Source organism: Pseudomonas parakoreensis, assembly GCF_021602155.1.
In the GTDB taxonomy this organism is placed as follows: Bacteria; Pseudomonadota; Gammaproteobacteria; order Pseudomonadales; family Pseudomonadaceae; genus Aquipseudomonas; species Aquipseudomonas parakoreensis.
In genome coordinates, this window is sequence record NZ_BQHY01000010.1 from 45,378 (window position 1) to 62,914 (window position 17,537).

General features: G+C 59.5%; 19 protein-coding genes. 11 read left to right on the top strand and 8 right to left on the bottom strand.

Annotated features, from left to right (window positions below; translation table 11 throughout):
* The first annotated feature begins 53 nt into the window (after positions 1-53).
* Positions 54-806 carry a GntR family transcriptional regulator gene (locus L6D63_RS16900; protein WP_007968636.1) on the top strand — a complete coding sequence of 251 codons (753 nt, stop codon included), beginning with the start codon at positions 54-56 and terminating at the stop codon, positions 804-806.
* Between the two features lies 1 nt (position 807).
* The gene (locus L6D63_RS16905) at positions 808-1,371 is read left to right on the top strand and encodes an NUDIX hydrolase (protein ID WP_047293875.1); all 564 of its coding nucleotides are present in this window, start codon (positions 808-810) and stop codon (positions 1,369-1,371) included.
* Between the two features lie 57 nt (positions 1,372-1,428).
* Here the strand turns inward: L6D63_RS16905 and L6D63_RS16910 are convergent, their stop codons facing one another.
* The 3 genes from L6D63_RS16910 to L6D63_RS16920 are packed head-to-tail and all read right to left on the bottom strand — an operon-like array spanning position 1,429 to position 3,084.
* A complete protein-coding gene (locus tag L6D63_RS16910) occupies positions 1,429-1,905 on the bottom strand; it encodes a hypothetical protein (protein ID WP_047293872.1) in 477 nt (158 codons plus the stop codon).
* A complete protein-coding gene (locus L6D63_RS16915) occupies positions 1,880-2,578 on the bottom strand; it encodes a hypothetical protein (protein WP_052912742.1) in 699 nt (232 codons plus the stop codon). Before L6D63_RS16915 ends, L6D63_RS16910 begins: the two co-directional genes overlap by 26 nt.
* Positions 2,578-3,084 carry a PAAR domain-containing protein gene (locus tag L6D63_RS16920; protein WP_080963269.1) on the bottom strand — a complete coding sequence of 169 codons (507 nt, stop codon included), beginning with the start codon at positions 3,082-3,084 and terminating at the stop codon, positions 2,578-2,580. The genes L6D63_RS16915 and L6D63_RS16920 overlap by 1 nt, the downstream gene beginning before the upstream one ends.
* A gap of 523 nt (positions 3,085-3,607) precedes the next feature.
* Between L6D63_RS16920 and L6D63_RS16925 the strand changes: the two genes are divergently transcribed.
* A complete protein-coding gene (locus L6D63_RS16925) occupies positions 3,608-3,874 on the top strand; it encodes a hypothetical protein (protein WP_047293867.1) in 267 nt (88 codons plus the stop codon).
* Between the two features lie 94 nt (positions 3,875-3,968).
* Here L6D63_RS16925 and L6D63_RS16930 read toward each other — a convergent pair whose 3' ends face one another.
* Positions 3,969-4,262, bottom strand: a complete 294-nt coding sequence (locus L6D63_RS16930; protein WP_131670252.1) for a DUF1330 domain-containing protein — start codon at positions 4,260-4,262, stop codon at positions 3,969-3,971.
* Positions 4,263-4,327: 65 nt separating this feature from the next.
* On the opposite strand from L6D63_RS16930, the gene ribBA reads away from it, so the two are divergent.
* The 5 genes from ribBA to L6D63_RS16955 all read left to right on the top strand — a co-directional run bounded on the left by ribBA (position 4,328) and on the right by L6D63_RS16955 (position 9,689).
* Positions 4,328-5,437, top strand: a complete 1,110-nt coding sequence (gene ribBA / locus L6D63_RS16935; protein ID WP_131670251.1) for a bifunctional 3,4-dihydroxy-2-butanone-4-phosphate synthase/GTP cyclohydrolase II — start codon at positions 4,328-4,330, stop codon at positions 5,435-5,437.
* Between the two features lie 327 nt (positions 5,438-5,764).
* Positions 5,765-6,790, top strand: coding sequence for an ABC transporter substrate-binding protein (locus L6D63_RS16940; RefSeq protein ID WP_047293862.1), 1,026 nt, complete (start codon positions 5,765-5,767; stop codon positions 6,788-6,790).
* The gene (locus L6D63_RS16945; RefSeq protein WP_047293860.1) at positions 6,787-7,701 is read left to right on the top strand and encodes an ABC transporter permease; all 915 of its coding nucleotides are present in this window, start codon (positions 6,787-6,789) and stop codon (positions 7,699-7,701) included. The genes L6D63_RS16940 and L6D63_RS16945 overlap by 4 nt, the downstream gene beginning before the upstream one ends.
* Before the next feature lie 6 nt (positions 7,702-7,707).
* Positions 7,708-8,517, top strand: coding sequence for an ABC transporter permease (locus tag L6D63_RS16950; protein WP_025111627.1), 810 nt, complete (start codon positions 7,708-7,710; stop codon positions 8,515-8,517).
* Positions 8,518-8,534: 17 nt separating this feature from the next.
* Entirely contained in the window at positions 8,535-9,689 is a 1,155-nt protein-coding gene (locus L6D63_RS16955; RefSeq protein ID WP_131670250.1) for an ABC transporter ATP-binding protein, read from the top strand.
* A 112-nt stretch (positions 9,690-9,801) separates the two neighbouring features.
* Here the strand turns inward: L6D63_RS16955 and map are convergent, their stop codons facing one another.
* From map to L6D63_RS16970, 3 genes are all read right to left on the bottom strand, one after another.
* Entirely contained in the window at positions 9,802-10,593 is a 792-nt protein-coding gene (gene map / locus L6D63_RS16960; RefSeq protein WP_047293856.1) for a type I methionyl aminopeptidase, read from the bottom strand.
* Positions 10,590-10,817 (bottom strand): ParD-like family protein, encoded by a 228-nt coding sequence (locus tag L6D63_RS16965; RefSeq protein ID WP_003225727.1) that lies wholly within the window; start codon positions 10,815-10,817, stop codon positions 10,590-10,592. Before L6D63_RS16965 ends, map begins: the two co-directional genes overlap by 4 nt.
* Before the next feature lie 184 nt (positions 10,818-11,001).
* Complete coding sequence (locus L6D63_RS16970) at positions 11,002-11,220, bottom strand: hypothetical protein (RefSeq protein WP_131670249.1); 219 nt, start codon at positions 11,218-11,220, stop codon at positions 11,002-11,004.
* Here L6D63_RS16970 and L6D63_RS16975 point away from each other — a divergent pair.
* The gene (locus L6D63_RS16975) at positions 11,219-12,154 is read left to right on the top strand and encodes a Ppx/GppA family phosphatase (RefSeq protein WP_131670248.1); all 936 of its coding nucleotides are present in this window, start codon (positions 11,219-11,221) and stop codon (positions 12,152-12,154) included. The two genes, L6D63_RS16970 and L6D63_RS16975, sit on opposite strands and share 2 nt — an antisense overlap.
* Before the next feature lie 123 nt (positions 12,155-12,277).
* On the opposite strand, the gene metE is transcribed toward L6D63_RS16975, so the two are convergent.
* Positions 12,278-14,566, bottom strand: coding sequence for a 5-methyltetrahydropteroyltriglutamate--homocysteine S-methyltransferase (gene metE / locus L6D63_RS16980; protein WP_131670518.1), 2,289 nt, complete (start codon positions 14,564-14,566; stop codon positions 12,278-12,280).
* 392 nt (positions 14,567-14,958) lie between these two features.
* On the opposite strand from metE, the gene L6D63_RS16985 reads away from it, so the two are divergent.
* Positions 14,959-16,335, top strand: coding sequence for a pyridoxal-phosphate dependent enzyme (locus L6D63_RS16985; RefSeq protein WP_121185011.1), 1,377 nt, complete (start codon positions 14,959-14,961; stop codon positions 16,333-16,335).
* Positions 16,332-17,504: a cystathionine gamma-synthase gene (locus L6D63_RS16990; RefSeq protein WP_095666813.1), complete on the top strand. Its 1,173-nt coding sequence runs from the start codon at positions 16,332-16,334 to the stop codon at positions 17,502-17,504. The genes L6D63_RS16985 and L6D63_RS16990 overlap by 4 nt, the downstream gene beginning before the upstream one ends.
* Positions 17,505-17,537: the final 33 nt, after the last annotated feature.

Sequence of the window (17,537 nt, forward strand, 5' to 3'; positions counted from 1 at the left end):
CGGCTGTTTAGATGCCCGTCTGGCATGGACAGCCAACATCAAGAGCGGACCCCATGAAACGCCAGCCACTCGACGACAGCTTCAAGGTCAATCGCAACCCCGTTACCCTGCGCGAAATCGTGCTGGACAAACTGCGTAGCGCGATCATGAATTTCCAGCTCATGCCCGGCGATCGTCTGGTTGAGCGCGATCTGTGCGATCGCCTCGGTGTCAGCCGCACGTCGGTGCGCGAAGCCTTGCGTCACCTGGAGTCCGAAGGCCTGGTCGAATTCGCCGATGCCAAAGGCCCGCGCGTAGCGATCATCACCCTCGCCGATGCAGTCGACATCTATGAACTGCGCTGCGTGCTCGAAGGCCTGATCGTCCAGCTGTTCACCCTGCGCGCCAAGGCCAAGGACATCAAGGCCCTGGAAAAAGCCCTCGACGAGAACCGCAAGGCGCTCAAGGACGGCGAACTGCAACAGGTGATCGACTCGGTGCAGGGCTTCTACGACGTGCTGCTCGAAGGCTCGGGCAACCATGTTGCGGCCACGCAGTTGCGCCAGTTGCAGGCGCGCATCAGCTACCTGCGCGCAACCTCCGTATCGCAGGAAAACCGGCGCGGCGCGAGTAACCACGAAATGGAAAAAATGGTCGAGGCGATCAAGAGCGGTGATCCGCTGGCGGCGCATCAGGCCTGCGTCGACCACGTGCGTGCGGCAGCCGCCGTGGCCCTCGATTACCTCAAGCGCAAACAGGAAGAGACCGGCGCCACGCCGAACATCACCCTGCCGATCGCGCTGAAAGAACCGCGCATAGGTCACTGACATGTTCAGCCCGAGCTTTTGCCCGAAATGCGGTGGCCCTGACCTCGGTCAGCAAGTTCCGCCGGGCGATACGCACGAGCGCCTGATGTGCCGCGGCTGCGGCTACATCCACTACGTCAATCCGAAGATCATCGCCGGCTGCATCATCGAGCAGGACGGCAAATACCTGTTGTGCCAACGGGCGATCCCCCCGCGCCCCGGCACCTGGACGCTGCCGGCCGGCTTCATGGAAAGCGGCGAAACCACCGAGCAGGCCGCCCTGCGCGAAGTCTGGGAAGAAAGCGGCGTACGTGCGGAAATCGTCTCGCCGTATTCGATCTTCAGCGTGCCGAAGATCAGCGAGGTGTACATCATCTTCCGCGCGATCGCGCTGGAGATCACCGGCCAGTTCGGGCCCGAGACGCTCGACTACAAGTTCTTTGCCCCTGAAGACATTCCGTGGGAGCAGATCTACTACCCGGCGATCCGGCAGATCCTCGAGCGCTATATCGAGGAGCGTCAGGCCGGGGTCTATGGCATGTACATGGGCAATGACGACAGCGGCAAGATTCATTTCATGCGTTGATCAGCCGTCACTTGCAAGAGATACAGAGCCCGGCCCGATTCCTCGGTAGATAGGTGCTCAGTCCGGCATCGCACGAATGATATCCGCCAGATCATCTTTGGTGATTTCATTGGCTTTGAGAGCAGCGGAGATATCTTTTTTGGAGAGCGGGAAACGCTTGAAAATGTCTTTCAAGGTATCGGCATCAATATTGGCCAGCCAAAGAGGATCGATAAATGAACCGCCATATTCAGGCTTCATTGGGACCTCTTCGTGGGCAATGGCACCTTTGTGATTCAGATACACAACATAACGATCGTGCCCTTCTGGAAAGCTTTTATCGTGATATAGCGTTGTCCCCATCGGCAGGACATAGTAATTGTCATCGCCACCTTGCCCTTCGATCAGCAGGGGTTCTTTGGTTTTAATCATCTTCATAGTGTGTTCCTTTGCAGTATCGCCAAAAATAAGAAAAGCCATAAAGACTGCATTTACAAATAAAGCCGCCGTCAGCCAAAAGCCAATCTGCCTATTTGTAAACATTCTTTTTATCATAGTGCGCCTCAGTATTTCCTTCGAGCATGGCTTGTAAATCCGCAGGCATGAAAATCCCGTCCTGAGGTTTAGTCTGCGTGCGCGCAGCTTGCCTTTCCAGGAATGACAATCCACGCATTTCGCTATATTTAGAGGGATTCTGCACGATTGGCTTACCCGAAATTTTGGCTCCTGCAATCGTTACAGTCGTGCAGTTATTGGTGGTTGGATGATAGTTGGACGGCAATACATAGCGCGCAGACGTTGCTGTCTTTCTTCTCAGCTCCTTTTTCTGGGCGACAATACCGTCGAAGTGAGCGATAACGGCCTCAGCGGTTGCACTATCCAAAAAATAAACAAAGCCAGTTGTTGTGCGCCCCAAGCTGTTCTCACCCGAGATGTACGCTTTGAAGGATGTCCAAACGTTCAGCACTCCCTCCCCTTCGCTATCAAACGTCCCCCAGGTTTTTCCATAGCGCCCAAAGTCATAGGTGATGTCTTTAGAACCAACCACTACATGTAAAGCAGCATGCCCGAAAGGATGCTCTTCCTTGTCACGGGTGTAAGGGCCACCCACAAGTATCTCCATATATGCACCCGACACGACGACTTGGTTGGTTTTCGTAGTTTTCCCCGATGCGCCTGTACTTTTTGCTGCCTGTGTTGTGCTGGTAGTTTTAGTAGGCTGAACCATTAAAGATGTTCCGTATCTTCAAGTTTCGGGAATTTTATACTGCAACTTCCCCTAGGAATGTTTGCGACATGCACGAAGCCGTTTTCGTCAAGGACGCCTGTCATCAACGTTCCATCGGGGAGTGTCAGTTCGTACGCCTCGTTGGCGACAGGCTCATCTCTATCGTTCAGCAACTGAAACTCGACAAACGTCTTTTCTTTCAGGAACTGCGAGAAAAAGCTAGTGGGCGCCCCTCCACCGGATTCACCCACGAAGGTATCGGGAGATCCGGCAGTGATCGTCGCTCCGCATGCTGTCTGCGAGCCGACGTGTGCTACATCTTTTCCCAGCCCGAACACGTGAGGAGCACCGGACGTTATGGGATTACTGCCGTGAACAGGGCAGGAATAGGTGTCTCCTACCAAAGCTACAGGCATCGAGTTAACGAAAATTGGGCTCGATCCAGTGGTGATATTTCCGCCGTGACTTCCTGGATCTCCAAGTCGCGCTACTGGCTTTCCTGCCATCGTTTCTCTCCTTTGAACATCACAATGGCTGGATAGTAACCGATCCTTGATCCCTCCTGAACGAGCAAAATACGAAACGGAACCGGCTTACAGGACACGCAGCGTTTTCCGGCGCGACTCTGGTTGACGACCCTAGTACCACTCCCTATCCTCGCGCCTGTCACGACTCATTCGTGATCGGGTTTGACGGCCCGTAATCTTCTCACGACGTGCATAGCCTTCTCTGCTCGAGCACTCCTGTGTCCGATGCATTCTTAATGGCGACTGTGCGCGGGGCATCTTCGGATGCGCCGGTGTCCGTGAGAGCCGGTCCGTCAACCCACGCACAGTTGCCACCCAATTTCGTTTGACGGCGTTTTTGTGGCAGCTCTACTGGATCTTACGGAGCTACACCCATGACGGAATCGACCATAGAAATCATCCCCTACACTCGCCGCGATCGACTCAGACAATTCCTAGTCGACAATATGTCGATAGCGCTGAGAAGAACCTTCACATGTCATCTTCAGGCAGGTGCTGGCGTATGAATACCCACATTTCTATGACCCACAACGAAGACAGCATTCCAGTGCTCCTGGTCTCAACACAGGCACCGCTGGACATTTTGCACAGCAGCGCGGCGAGCAGGTTTTTGGCAGCTACACAGATGATGGAAAGCCTCGCCAGCCTGGATATCTCAGCTGCCAAGGGTGTCGATGTGCAGCAACTCGCCCACGCAGCAGCGATTTTGCTTCGTGATGGCTGTGATGTAATGGACGTATTAGGGCGGAAGATTCAAGCACAAGGCTGAGCAAAGAATCACAGTCCTTAACCGCTGATAGCTGCGATCTTCTGATCACGAAAAAGAGCATCAAAAGATCGCAGCTGGACTCGTAAACAAGCGCTTACGGCGCCATCCCTTCCACAATAATGATCTCCGCCCTCGCCCACTCCTCGCGGTAGCTTCTCGCCTCCTGATACGCCGCCGAGCGGTAGCACGCCACCGCCTGTTCGTAGTTGTCGAATTCGATCACCACGCTGCGCTGGGGCGTCGTCCGGCCTTCCATCGCTTCGCTGCGCCCGCCCCTGGCCAAGAATTTCGCGCCGAACTTGGCGAACGCTTTCGGCGCGCGCTGGGTGTATTGGCTGTAGTGATCGGGATCGGTGATGTCCACGTGAGCAATCCAGTACGCCTTCATAGTGACCTCTTGGTTGAATTTGTATTATGGTATACCACGAATTTCATCCATATCGAGAGTCCAGCATGGCCTTCAACAGCATCGAAGAAATCCTCGAAGATTATCGCCTCGGCAAAATGGTCCTGCTGGTCGATGACGAAGACCGAGAAAACGAAGGCGACCTGCTGCTGGCCGCCGATTGTTGCACGCCCGAGGCGATCAGCTTCATGGCCCGTGAGGCTCGGGGGCTGATTTGTCTGACGTTGACTGACGATCATTGCCAGCGCCTGGGGTTGGAGCAAATGGTGCCGAGCAATGGCAGCGTATTCAGTACCGCGTTCACGGTTTCCATCGAAGCAGCGGTTGGCGTGACCACCGGCATTTCCGCTGCCGACCGCGCTTGCACGGTGGCTGCCGCGGTGGCGCCGAACGCTCGTACTGAAGACCTGGTGCAGCCCGGCCATATCTTCCCGCTGCGCGCCAAGGAAGGCGGCGTGCTGACCCGCGCCGGCCACACCGAGGCCGGTTGCGATCTGGCGCGCCTCGCCGGTTTTACCCCGGCCTCGGTGATCGTCGAGGTGATGAACGACGACGGCACCATGGCCCGGCGTCCGGACCTGGAAGTGTTCGCGCGCAAGCACGGGATCAAGATCGGCACCATCGCCGATCTGATCCACTATCGCCTGAGCACCGAGCACACCATCGAGCGCATCGGTGAGCGTGAGCTGCCGACGGTGCATGGCACGTTCCGCCTGATCACCTTTGAAGACCGCATTGAGGGCGGTGTGCACATGGCGATGGTCATGGGCGATCTGCGCCGCGAAGAGCCGACGCTGGTGCGTGTACATGTGATCGATCCGCTGCGTGATCTGGTCGGCGCCGAGTACAGCGGGCCGAGCAACTGGACGCTGTGGGCGGCGCTGCAACGGGTCGCGGCCGAAGGTCATGGGGTTGTGGTGGTGTTGGCCAATCATGAATCGTCGCAGGCGCTGCTCGAGCGCGTGCCGCAATTGACCCAGCCGCCACGGCAGTTCAGTCGCTCGCAATCGCGGATTTATTCGGAGGTCGGCACCGGGGCGCAGATTCTGCAGAACCTCGGCGTCGGCAAACTGCGCCATCTTGGGCCGCCGCTGAAGTATGCGGGGCTGACCGGGTATGACCTGGAGGTGGTGGAGAGCATTCCGTTTACCGAATAACGCCCAGACACAGGTGATTTCCTGTGGCGAGGGAGCTTGCTCCCGCTGGACTGCGCAGCAGGCCCCAGCTTTTCAGAGAAGCGAGGGTCGCTTCGCAACCCGGCGGGAACAAGCTCCCTCGCCACAATTTCATCTATAGAAAATCCTTCAGCGGTCAAAAAACAGCTTCGCCAGATAACCGGTAAGGCAAAGTGCTTGCACAAAGTTTGGAATACCATAATATGATATTCCATAGACCGAACGACCTGAAAAACCGTCCGGCTACTGCTCCCGACAGGCGGGCAACAACGCAAGCCCGCTCAAAAACACAACAATGAGGGCGTAAAAATGGTGTTGAACAAAGCTGCAACCGCAATCCTTTTTGCGGGACTGCTGAGCGTGACTGGCCAGGCTGCAATGGCCGCCGAGAGTGTGAACTTTGTCAGCTGGGGCGGAAGCACCCAGGATGCGCAGAAACAGGCCTGGGCCGATCCGTTCAGCAAGGCCAGCGGCATCACCGTTGTGCAGGACGGCCCGACCGACTACGGCAAACTCAAGGCCATGGTCGAGAGCGGCAACGTGCAATGGGACGTGGTCGATGTCGAAGCTGACTTTGCCCTGCGCGCCGCTGCCGAAGGCCTGCTCGAACCCCTCGACTTCAACGTCATCCAGCGCGACAAGATCGACCCGCGTTTCGTCAGCGACTACGGCGTCGGCTCGTTCTTCTTCTCCTTCGTCCTCGGCTACAACGAGGGCAAGCTCGGCGCTGCCAAGCCGCAAGACTGGAGCGCCCTGTTCGACACCAAGACCTACCCCGGCAAACGCGCCCTGTACAAATGGCCAAGCCCCGGCGTGCTCGAGCTGGCGCTGCTGGCCGACGGCGTAGCGGCTGACAAGCTCTACCCGCTGGACCTGGATCGCGCCTTCAAGAAACTCGACACCATCAAGAAAGACATCGTCTGGTGGGGCGGCGGCGCGCAGTCGCAGCAACTGCTGGCCTCCGGTGAAGCAAGCATGGGCCAGTTCTGGAACGGCCGGATTCATGCCCTGCAGGAAGACGGCGCACCGGTCGGCGTGAGCTGGAAACAGAACCTGGTCATGGCCGACATTCTGGTGATTCCAAAAGGCTCGAAAAACAAGGACGCGGCGATGAAGTTTCTGGCCAACGCCAGCAGTGCCAAAGGCCAGGCGGACTTCTCCAACCTGACCGCCTACGCCCCGGTCAACGTCGACAGCGTGGCGCGCCTGGACTCGGTGCTGGCCCCGAACCTGCCGACGGCCTACGCCAAGGATCAAATCACGCTTGATTTCGCGTACTGGGCCAAGAACGGTCAAGCCATCGCGACACGGTGGAACGAATGGCTGGTCAAATGAAAATGGCGGCCACTGCGCCCCGCCCCGCAACGGTGACCGGGAGCGCCACTGGCGCTGCCGGCTCGTCCCCCACCTTCAGACAACGCTGGAAAGGTGCCGGCAATCTCATCCCGGCCCTGCTGTTCCTCGGTTTGTTCTTTCTCGCGCCGTTGATTGGCCTGCTGTTGCGCGGCGTGCTGGAACCGGTGCCGGGCCTCGGCAACTATGAACAACTGTTCGCCAACTCGGCATACGCACGGGTGCTGCTCAACACCTTTTCGGTGGCCGGTCTGGTGACGATTTTCAGCCTGTTGCTGGGCTTCCCACTGGCTTGGGCGATCACGCTGGTGCCACGCGGCTGGGGGCGCTGGATCCTCAACATCGTGCTGCTGTCGATGTGGACCAGCCTGCTCGCCCGCACCTATTCGTGGCTGGTGCTGCTGCAAGCCTCGGGGGTGATCAACAAGGCGCTGATGGCGCTGGGCATCATCGATCAGCCGCTGGAAATGGTGCACAACCTGACCGGCGTGGTGATCGGCATGAGCTACATCATGATCCCGTTCATCGTCCTGCCGTTGCAGGCGACCATGCAGGCCATCGACCCGATGATCCTGCAGGCCGGCTCGATCTGTGGCGCCAGTCCGTGGACCAACTTCTTCCGGGTGTTCCTGCCGCTGTGCCGGCCGGGGCTGGCGTCCGGCGGGTTGATGGTGTTCGTGATGTCGCTCGGTTACTACGTTACCCCGGCGCTGCTCGGCGGGGCGCAGAACATGATGCTGCCGGAGTTCATCATTCAGCAGGTGCAATCGTTCCTCAACTGGGGCCTGGCCAGTGCCGGCGCCGCGTTGCTGATCGCGATCACGCTGGTGCTGTTCTACTTCTACCTGAAGCTTCAGCCGGAATCCCCGGTTGGCGCCAGCAACGCGAGGTAAGCCGAGATGCTCCTGACTCCCAATGCCATGAGCCGCCGCATGCGTTTCGGACTCTACGCCACCACCGGTTTGATCGGCCTGTTTCTGCTGTTGCCGATCGTGTTCATCGTCCTGCTGTCGTTCGGTTCGTCGCAGTGGCTGGTGTTCCCGCCGCCGGGCTGGACGTTGAAATGGTACGGCCAGTTCTTCTCCAACGCTGACTGGATGAACGCCGCGGCGGCCAGCCTCAAGGTCGCGGTGCTGACCACGATCTGCGCCGTGGCCCTCGGCCTGCCGACGGCGTTCGCTTTGGTGCGCGGGCGTTTTCCCGGTCGGGAAATGCTCTACGGCCTGTTCACCCTTCCGATGATCGTGCCGCTGGTGATCATCGCCGTGGCGGTGTACGCGCTGTTTCTCAAGCTCGGTTACACAGGGACGATGTTCGCCTTCGTGGTCAGCCATGTGATCGTCGCGCTGCCGTTCACCATCATCTCGATCATCAACTCGCTGAAGCTGTTCGATCAGTCGATTGAAGACGCGGCGGTGATCTGCGGTGCCTCACGCCTGCAAGCGGTGTTCAAGGTGACATTCCCGGCGATTCGCCCGGGTATGGTTGCCGGCGCCCTCTTCGCCTTCCTCGTATCGTGGGACGAAGTGGTGCTGAGCGTGATGATGGCCAGCCCGACCCTGCAAACCCTTCCCGTGAAAATGTGGACCACCCTGCGCCAGGACCTGACCCCGGTGATCGCCGTCGCTTCGACGCTGCTGATCGGCTTGTCGGTTTTGGTCATGGTCATCGCCGCCGCGCTGCGCCGGCGCAACGAAATCAGCGCCTGAGCGCCCAGGAGTACGACATGAGTGCCGTGATCAAAGACGCCTCCCAGCAGAACGACAAACCTCTGGTCAGCCTGCGCAACCTGAACAAGCACTACGGTGACTTTGCCGCCGTCGACAACATCTCGCTGGACATCAAGGACGGCGAGTTCCTGACCTTCCTCGGCTCCAGCGGCTCGGGCAAAAGCACCACGCTGTCGATGCTCGCCGGGTTCGAAACGCCGAGCAGCGGCGAGATCCTGGTCAACGGTCAGTCGCTGGTCAACGTGCCGCCGCACAAGCGCGACATCGGCATGGTGTTCCAGCGCTATTCGCTGTTCCCGCATTTGTCGGTGCGCGACAACATCGCCTTTCCGCTGGCAATCCGCAAACTCGCCGCCGCCGAACGTGACAAGCGCGTCGACGCGATGTTGAAACTGGTGCAACTGGAACAGTTCGCCCATCGCCGCCCTTCGCAATTGTCCGGCGGCCAGCAACAACGCGTCGCCATCGCCCGCGCGCTGGTCTACGAGCCACGCATTCTGTTGATGGACGAACCCCTTGGAGCGCTGGATAAAAAACTGCGTGAAGACTTGCAGGATGAACTGCGCCAGTTGCATCGGCGCCTGGGCATCACCATCGTCTACGTGACCCACGATCAGGAAGAAGCCATGCGCCTGTCGCAGCGCATCGCGATCTTCAGCCACGGCAAGATTGTCGGCCTGGGCAGCGGTTATGACCTGTACCAGAATCCGCCGAACGCGTTTGTCGCGTCGTTCCTCGGCAACTCGAACTTCCTCAAGCTCAAGGCCCAAGGCAATGCGGCGGCGAGTTTTGAGGGGCAGTCGTTGTCGATTCGCCTGACCGCCGGCTTGCACACCGATCAGGATGTGCTGCTGATGGTGCGGCCGGAAAAGGCAGTGGCGCTGAGCGTGCAGCAGGCGAGCGCAGAACCGCTGGCAGCGGGTTGGAACGAGGTGTCGGCGCAGGTGGTGGAGGTGTTGTTTCTTGGTGAGAGCCAGACGTGCAGCGTGCTCACCGCAGGCGGTACTTCGATGACGGTAAAAGCGTTGTCCGCCGCCGGCATGCCGCTCAAGGCTGGCGATCCGGTGCGGGTACGCTGGGCGACGGCGGATGCCTGTGTCTACACCGAATGGGCTGAAAGCGACCTCAACAAAGCCGCCGGATCTCACTGACAATCCGTGTAGGAGCTGCCGCAGGCTGCGATCTTTTGATTTTGCTTTTCAAAGATCAAAAGATCGCAGCCTGCGGCAGCTCCTACATGAGATTGTATTTCAACGGCGCTATTCAGTTGATCGGAGTGAACCCTTCAATTTCGTCCGGCCACGCCGTGAGGATTTCGAAGCCTGTCTCCGTCACCGCCACCATATGCTCCCACTGCGCCGACAACGAGCCATCCTTGGTCAGCACGGTCCAGCCGTCCGGCATGTTCTTCACATGGCGCTTGCCGGCGTTGAGCATCGGTTCCACGGTGAAGATCATCCCCGCCTTGAGCTTCATGCCCTGATTGGGGAACCCGTAATGCAGGATCTGCGGTTCATCGTGGTAGACCTTGCCAATGCCATGCCCGCAATACTCGCGCACCACGCTGAAGCCTTCTTTCTCCGCCAGACTCTGGATCGCATGGCCGATGTCGCCCAGCGTCGCGCCCGGACGCACCCTGCGGATGCCGGCGCACATGGCGTCGTAGGTGGTCTTGATCAGGTGCTGCGCTTCTGGCGTCGCCTCGCCAACCACGTACATGCGGCTGGTGTCGCCGAACCAGCCGTCTTTGATCACCGCGATGTCGAGGTTGACGATGTCGCCGTCTTTCAACGGCGTGCCGGACGGAATGCCGTGGCACACCACGTCGTTGACCGAGGCGCAGACGGTTTTCGGGAAACCGTGGTAACCGACGTTGGCCGGAATCGCTTTCTGCACGTTGACGATGTAATCGTTGCACAACCGATCCAGCTCATCGGTGGTCACCCCCGCCTTCACATGCGGTACCAGCATCGCCAGCACCTCGGCGGCCAGCTTGCCGGCAGCGCGTGACTGAGCGATTTCGGCGGGGCTGTTGATCTTGATCTGGTTTCTCATGCGCTGACGGCTTCCTGAGTCAGTTGGTGCAGATCCAGCCCGCCGTTCTGTTCGGCGCGGATCAGCAAGCGGCAAATGGCGCTGTGGTCGAGGTTGGGGTGCAGTTCGGCAAGCATGCCGATGCGCATCCAGTGCTCGGCCTGCGCGTTGATCGAGCGGCTGAGTGCATTGCTGGAGATGCGCAGGTTCTCGTGCATGTCTTCCGAAATCTTTACGATGCCCATATCCAAATCCGATACGAAGTGTATATGGATCGTATATTAGCCAAGCCTAACGCTGAATTGCAAATTGACTCCGCAAATCTACAAACACCATCGTGTAGGAGCTGCCGCAGGCTGCGATCTTTTGATTTTGTTTTTGAAGATCAAAAGATCGCAGCCTGCGGCAGCTCCTACAGAATGCAAGGCATCAAATCGCGGGCAAAAAAAAGCTGCCCGAAGAGGCAGCAAAAACTTTAAGAACACGCGATGTATTGGGGCCAGCATAGACGCCGGATAATGACAGGGTCATGACAGCCGCAAATTCATTGAATCGCCCCTGCCCCGTCATCAGGATGTCATCAACGACGCCGCAGAATCCTCGCAAACCGTCTTGAGCCTTCGACGGATGCTTTGCAGGGATTCCCATGAAAGAAGACGCCTCGCTGTTTGCCGCCATCGACCTGGGTTCGAATGCGTTTCGCCTGATGATCGGCCAGTCGGTTCGCAGTCGAAAAGGCTTGATGATCCAGGAAGTCAAAACCCTGCGTGAACCGGTGCGACTGGCCGAAGGTTTTGACGGTGGTGCTCTGGACGAAATGGCGCTGGACCGGGGCTGGCAGGCGCTGGCGCGGTTCGGCAAGAAACTGCGCGGGTTCGAGGCCGGCAAGGTTCGCGCAGTGGCGACCAGCGCAGTGCGCGAGGCCGACAATGCGCAGCTGTTTCTGCACAGTGCCGAACGTCATCTGGGGTTTCGCATCGATGTCATTTCCGGCCATGAAGAGGCGCAACTGGTCTATGCCGGCGTCGCCCATTCCCTGCCGGGCGCTGAAGACATGCGCTTGGTGGTCGATATCGGCGGTGGTTCCACCGAGCTGATTCTCGGCCAGGGCACACAACCGCTGCTCACCGAAAGCATCGCCATCGGCAGCGGCACCCTGGGCGCCCGCTATTTCCCTGACGGGCGCATCGCGCCCGGTGCGCTGCAGGAAGCCGAACGCGTAGCGATCCTGCAATTCGAGAAAGTCGCCCGCCGCTACCGCGCGCAGGGTTGGCAGCAGACCATTGGCTCGTCCGGCACGGCGCGGATGCTGGCGAAAGTGCTGAAGGCCAATCGCTTGAACGACTTCGGCCAGGATGGCATTACCTATGGTGGGTTGTTGCGTTTGTCGCTGTTGCTGCTGAAGGTGAAGAACGTTCAGCAGTTGAAGCTGGCAGGTTTGCAACCGCATCGCCAGAGCATTTTGCCCGGCGGATTGGTATTGATGCTGGCGGCGTTCAAGGCATTCGGGATTTCGCAGATGGCGCCGTCGGAACCGGGGCTGCGCCTGGGTGTGCTGCATGGATTGATGAGCCGGCACTGATACCCTACACACTCCAGTGTGGGAGCGGGCTTGCCCGCGAAGGCGGAGTGTCAGTCGAGAATTATTCAGCTGACACTCCGCTTTCGCGAGCAAGCTCGCTCCCACAGGGTTTGTATTCAGGCTTCAGGCCAGTTCTTTGCGCAGCTGACGGGCGGCGGCAACCATGTGCACCAGCGCCGCTTCAGTCTCCGGCCAGCCACGGGTTTTCAAGCCGCAATCCGGGTTGACCCACAACCGCTCGGCCGGAATCCGCTGCGCTGCCTTGCGCAGCAAACTGGCCATCTCCGAAGCATCGGGAACGCGTGGCGAGTGGATGTCGTAGACACCCGGGCCGATCTCGTTCGGATAGGCGAAGGCTTCGAAGGCATCGAGCAATTCCATGTCCGAACGCGAGGTTTCGATGGTGATCACGTCGGCATCCATCGCCGCGATGGACTCGATCACATCGTTGAATTCGCTGTAACACATGTGCGTGTGAATCTGGGTTTCGTCACGCACACCCGAGGCGCACAGGCGGAACACTTCGGTGGCCCAGTCCAGATAGTGCTGCCATTGCGCGCGGCGTAGCGGCAGACCTTCGCGGAAAGCGGCTTCGTCGATCTGGACGATCCTGATTCCGGCAGCTTCCAGATCCACCACTTCATCACGAATTGCCAGCGCCAGTTGCCGCGCCTGCACTTCACGGGACACGTCCTCGCGGGGGAACGACCACATCAGCATCGTCACCGGGCCGGTCAGCATGCCTTTCATGACCTTGCCGGTGAGGCCCTGAGCATAGCGGATCCAGTCCACGGTCATGGCTTGCGGACGGCTCAGATCACCGAAGATCACTGCCGGTTTCACACAACGTGAACCGTAGCTCTGCACCCAGCCAAAACGGGTGAATACATAGCCGTCGAGTTGCTCGGCGAAGTACTCGACCATGTCGTTGCGCTCGGCTTCTCCGTGCACCAGTACATCGAGGCCCAGTTGCTCCTGGATCTCCACAGCGTGACGGATTTCGCTGTACATGGCTTCGGTGTATTCGGCTTCGCTGAGCTTGCCTTGCTTGAACGACTGACGCGCCAGACGAATCGAGGCGGTCTGCGGAAACGAACCGATGGTGGTGGTCGGGAACAGCGGCAGGTCGAGGCCGGCGCGCTGCTTGGCGATGCGCTGGGTAAACGGCGACTGGCGCTGGCTGTCCTGCGCGGTAATGGCCGCCACACGGGCCTGCACCGCCGGTTTGTGAATACGTGGCGAGGCGGCGCGACTCGTCTGTACCGAGCGGCTTTGGGTCAAGGCGCGGAGCACTTTTGGTGACTCAGGCTCGTTGACGGCCTGAGCCAGCACGGCGACTTCTTCACACTTCTGCACGGCAAACGCCAGCCAGCTTTTCAGCTCGGCATCGAGCTGGTCTTCGCGGCTCAGGTCCACCGGACTGTGCAACAGCGAACAGGACGGCGCGACCCACAACCGATCACCCAATCGCTCATGCGCATGCTGCAAAGTCGCCAGCGCATGTTCCAGATCGCAGCGCCAGACGTTACGGCCATTGACCAGGCCCAGCGACAACACTTTGTAGGCCGGCAGGCGATCGAGGATGGTCGGGTACTGTTCCGCTGCACGCACCAGATCGATGTGCAGACCGTCAACCGGCAGATTGGCGGCCAGGCCGAGGTTCTCTTCCAGACCACCGAAGTAAGTGGCGAGCAGTTTCTTCAGCGGATCACGCTGGATCTGGTTATAGGCTCGCTCGAAAGCGTTCTTCCACTCCTGCGGCAAGTCGAGCACCAGAATCGGCTCGTCGATCTGCACCCATTCCACACCGAGTGCGGCGAGCCGGGCGAAGATCTGCCCGTACAGCGGCAGCAAACGATCAAGCAATTCAAGCTTGTCGAACTCGGCGCCTTTGGCCTTGCCCAGCCATAGATAAGTCAGTGGGCCGATAATCACCGGTTTGACGTTATGGCCGAGGGCACGTGCCTCTTCGACTTCTTCGAACAACTGTTCCCAACCGAGCTGGAACTGTTGATCGACACTGAATTCCGGGACCAGATAGTGGTAGTTGGTGTCGAACCACTTGGTCATTTCCTGAGCGTGCGCACCGCCGCAGCAGCTGTCGCTGACACCACGGGCCATACCGAACAGGGTTTGCAGGGTGGCTTTGCCGTCGTGCGTACGGAAACGCTCGGGGATCACCCCGAACATCAGCGAGTGAGTCAGCACCTGGTCGTACCAGGCGAAATCGCCCACCGGCAGCAGCTCGATGCCGCTGTTTTTCTGCAAGTCCCAATGGGCCTTGCGTAGTTCACGACCCACTTCACGCAGGCCGGCCTCGTTCAGTTCTCCTTTCCAGAACGCCTCTTGCGCTTTCTTCAGTTCGCGGTCGCGACCGATGCGCGGAAATCCGAGGGAATGGGCCAGTGCCATGACAAACAACTCCAATGTCTTGTTGATGGCGGCCATTGTCGGGATCAGGCATTGGTGAGACAAACTCATTTTAATCTTGATGATCACAAATTTCCCTCATGATCGAGTGCCAGCTGTTTGCCCGCTGAAAACATGTTTTGCCCTGCAGGATATTCCTGCGCGAATCAAGCAATCGAGCGCGGTCACGACGCCCTTTGAATACTCAATGACGCCTTGATGTAAACCCTCTGAAACCGCGCCGTTGCAGGCTTTGATTCTGTTCTATGGTTAGATCGAAATGGCTGTATCTGCGGCTGACTAATGGTTGCGACAGATCATGTCTGCGCCTATGTTGCACGCGAGCTTTTCCCCGCGAATGGAACGCGATCAACACCACTACAAGAGGTGAAGAAATGTCAAAGGATTCACGCCCTGCCGTACTTGGGCTGATCGGCAATACGCCGCTGGTACAAGTTACCCGCTTCGATACCGGCCTCTGCACACTGTTTCTCAAACTGGAATCACAAAACCCCGGCGGCTCGATCAAGGACCGCATCGGTCTGGCGATGATCGACGCCGCTGAACGCGACGGGCGCCTGCAACCGGGTGGCACCATCGTCGAGGCCACCGCCGGCAATACCGGCCTGGGTCTGGCGCTGGTCGGCCGGGCCAAGGGCTACCGCGTGGTGCTGGTGGTGCCGGACAAGATGTCCACCGAGAAAGTCCTGCACTTGAAAGCCATGGGCGCCGAAGTGCACATCACCCGCTCGGACGTCGGCAAGGGCCACCCCGAGTATTATCAGGACGTCGCCGCCCGCCTGGCGAAAGACATTCCCGGCGCGTTCTTCGCCGACCAGTTCAACAACCCCGCCAACCCGCTGGCACACGAGTGCAGCACCGCGCCGGAAATCTGGGCGCAGACCGAGCATGATCTGGACGCGATCGTGGTCGGCGTCGGGTCTGCCGGCACCCTGACCGGGCTGAGCCGTTTCTTCAAACGGGTACAGCCGGATCTGCAAATGGTCCTCGCCGATCCGGTGGGTTCGGTGATGGCGCAATACAGCCGCGACGGCACGATGCCGACGCCCGGTTCGTGGGCCGTGGAAGGCATCGGCGAAGACTTCATTCCGTCGATCACCGACCTCAGCAGCGTGCGCCACGCCTACTCGATCAGCGACGAAGAAAGCTTCGATCATGCCCGTCAGTTGCTCAAGGCCGAAGGCATTCTCGGGGGTTCGTCCACCGGCACCCTGCTCGCCGCCGCGCTGCGTTATTGCCGCGAACAGACCGAGCCCAAACGCGTGGTCAGCTTCGTCTGCGACACTGGCACGCGCTATCTGTCGAAGGTCTACAACGACCAGTGGATGACCGATCAGGGCCTGTTGCAGCGCAAACGCTATGGCGACCTGCGCGATCTGATCGCCCGGCGTTTCGAAGACGGCCGCGTGATCAGCGTCGGCCCCGACGACACCCTGCTGACCGCGTTCCAGCGCATGCGTCTGGCGGATGTCTCACAACTGCCGGTGCTGGTTGAAGGCAAACAACTGGTCGGCGTGATCGACGAATCCGACATCTTGCTCGCGGTGCACGAAGACGCCGCGCGCTTCAGTCAATCGGTATCCAGCGTGATGACCGACAAACTGCAAACCCTCGCACCTGGCGCCCATCTCACCGAGCTGGAAGCGGTGCTCAGTCGTGGCCTCGTGGCGATCATTGCCGACGCTTCGGGCTTCCACGGTCTGATTACCCGCACCGACATGCTCAACCAATTACGGAGATCCCTCGCATGAGTCAGCACGACGATAAATCCCAAGGCTTCGCGACCCGGGTGATCCACGCCGGGCAAGAGCCGGACCCGACCACCGGTGCGCTGATGCCGCCGATCTACGCCAACTCGACGTACCTGCAAGACAGCCCCGGCGTGCACAAGGGCTTCGACTACGGGCGCTCGCACAACCCGACGCGTTTTGCCCTGGAGCGTTGCGTGGCGGATCTGGAAGGTGGCACCCGCGCCTTCGCGTTCGCGTCCGGGCTGGCGACGATCTCCACCGTCCTCGAACTGATCGATGCCGGTTCGCACGTCATCTCCGGCAATGACCTGTACGGCGGCACGTTCCGCCTGTTCGACAAGGTGCGCCAGCGCAGTGCCGGACACCGTTTCAGCTATGTCGATCTGACTGACCTGGCGGCGTTCGAAGCGGCGCTGCAGGACGACACCCGCCTGGTGATTGTCGAGTCGCCGACCAACCCGCTGCTGAGCCTGTCGGATCTGGCCGCGATTGCGCGCATCTGCCGCGCACGCGGGATCATCAGCGTTGCCGACAACACCTTCGCCAGCCCGTACATTCAGCGCCCGCTGGAGCTGGGTTTCGACATCGTGCTGCACTCGACCACCAAGTACCTGAACGGTCACTCCGACGTGATCGGTGGTATCGCGGTAGTTGGGCAGAATGCCGAACTGGCGGACAAACTCGGCTTCCTGCAAAACGCGGTCGGCGCGATTTCCGGCCCGTTCGATGCGTTCCTGACCCTGCGCGGGGTGAAAACCCTGGCGCTGCGCATGGAACGTCACTGCAGCAACGCGCTGGAACTGGCCAAGTGGCTGGAGCAGCAACCGCAGGTCAAACGCGTCTACTACCCGGGCCTGCCGTCGCACCCGCAGCATGAGTTGGCCAAACGGCAGATGCATGGTTTTGGCGGGATGATCTCGGTGGATCTGAACAGTGATCTGGATGGCGCACGGCGCTTTCTGGAAAACGTGAAGATCTTTGCCCTGGCAGAGAGTTTGGGCGGTGTTGAAAGCCTGATCGAGCACCCGGCGATCATGACCCACGCGACCATTCCCGCTGAAACCCGCGCCAAACTGGGCATCGGCGATGGCCTGGTGCGTCTGTCGGTGGGGGTCGAAGATCTCGAAGACCTGCGCGCCGATCTGGCGTACGCGCTGACCAAAATCTGATCCCGCAACAACGACAAAGCCCGCAGCAATGCG

What these genes read in the sequence shown, in the direction of transcription:
- L6D63_RS16900 (WP_007968636.1), top strand. Translation starts at nt 54, where the DNA reads ATGAAACGCCAGCCACTCGACGACAGCTTCAAGGTCAATCGCAACCCC.
- L6D63_RS16905 (WP_047293875.1), top strand. Translation starts at nt 808, where the DNA reads ATGTTCAGCCCGAGCTTTTGCCCGAAATGCGGTGGCCCTGACCTCGGT.
- L6D63_RS16910 (WP_047293872.1), bottom strand. Translation starts at nt 1,905, where the DNA reads ATGATAAAAAGAATGTTTACAAATAGGCAGATTGGCTTTTGGCTGACG.
- L6D63_RS16915 (WP_052912742.1), bottom strand. Translation starts at nt 2,578, where the DNA reads ATGGTTCAGCCTACTAAAACTACCAGCACAACACAGGCAGCAAAAAGT.
- L6D63_RS16920 (WP_080963269.1), bottom strand. Translation starts at nt 3,084, where the DNA reads ATGGCAGGAAAGCCAGTAGCGCGACTTGGAGATCCAGGAAGTCACGGC.
- L6D63_RS16925 (WP_047293867.1), top strand. Translation starts at nt 3,608, where the DNA reads ATGAATACCCACATTTCTATGACCCACAACGAAGACAGCATTCCAGTG.
- L6D63_RS16930 (WP_131670252.1), bottom strand. Translation starts at nt 4,262, where the DNA reads ATGAAGGCGTACTGGATTGCTCACGTGGACATCACCGATCCCGATCAC.
- ribBA (WP_131670251.1), top strand. Translation starts at nt 4,328, where the DNA reads ATGGCCTTCAACAGCATCGAAGAAATCCTCGAAGATTATCGCCTCGGC.
- L6D63_RS16940 (WP_047293862.1), top strand. Translation starts at nt 5,765, where the DNA reads ATGGTGTTGAACAAAGCTGCAACCGCAATCCTTTTTGCGGGACTGCTG.
- L6D63_RS16945 (WP_047293860.1), top strand. Translation starts at nt 6,787, where the DNA reads ATGAAAATGGCGGCCACTGCGCCCCGCCCCGCAACGGTGACCGGGAGC.
- L6D63_RS16950 (WP_025111627.1), top strand. Translation starts at nt 7,708, where the DNA reads ATGCTCCTGACTCCCAATGCCATGAGCCGCCGCATGCGTTTCGGACTC.
- L6D63_RS16955 (WP_131670250.1), top strand. Translation starts at nt 8,535, where the DNA reads ATGAGTGCCGTGATCAAAGACGCCTCCCAGCAGAACGACAAACCTCTG.
- map (WP_047293856.1), bottom strand. Translation starts at nt 10,593, where the DNA reads ATGAGAAACCAGATCAAGATCAACAGCCCCGCCGAAATCGCTCAGTCA.
- L6D63_RS16965 (WP_003225727.1), bottom strand. Translation starts at nt 10,817, where the DNA reads ATGGGCATCGTAAAGATTTCGGAAGACATGCACGAGAACCTGCGCATC.
- L6D63_RS16975 (WP_131670248.1), top strand. Translation starts at nt 11,219, where the DNA reads ATGAAAGAAGACGCCTCGCTGTTTGCCGCCATCGACCTGGGTTCGAAT.
- L6D63_RS16970 (WP_131670249.1), bottom strand. Translation starts at nt 11,220, where the DNA reads ATGGGAATCCCTGCAAAGCATCCGTCGAAGGCTCAAGACGGTTTGCGA.
- metE (WP_131670518.1), bottom strand. Translation starts at nt 14,566, where the DNA reads ATGGCACTGGCCCATTCCCTCGGATTTCCGCGCATCGGTCGCGACCGC.
- L6D63_RS16985 (WP_121185011.1), top strand. Translation starts at nt 14,959, where the DNA reads ATGTCAAAGGATTCACGCCCTGCCGTACTTGGGCTGATCGGCAATACG.
- L6D63_RS16990 (WP_095666813.1), top strand. Translation starts at nt 16,332, where the DNA reads ATGAGTCAGCACGACGATAAATCCCAAGGCTTCGCGACCCGGGTGATC.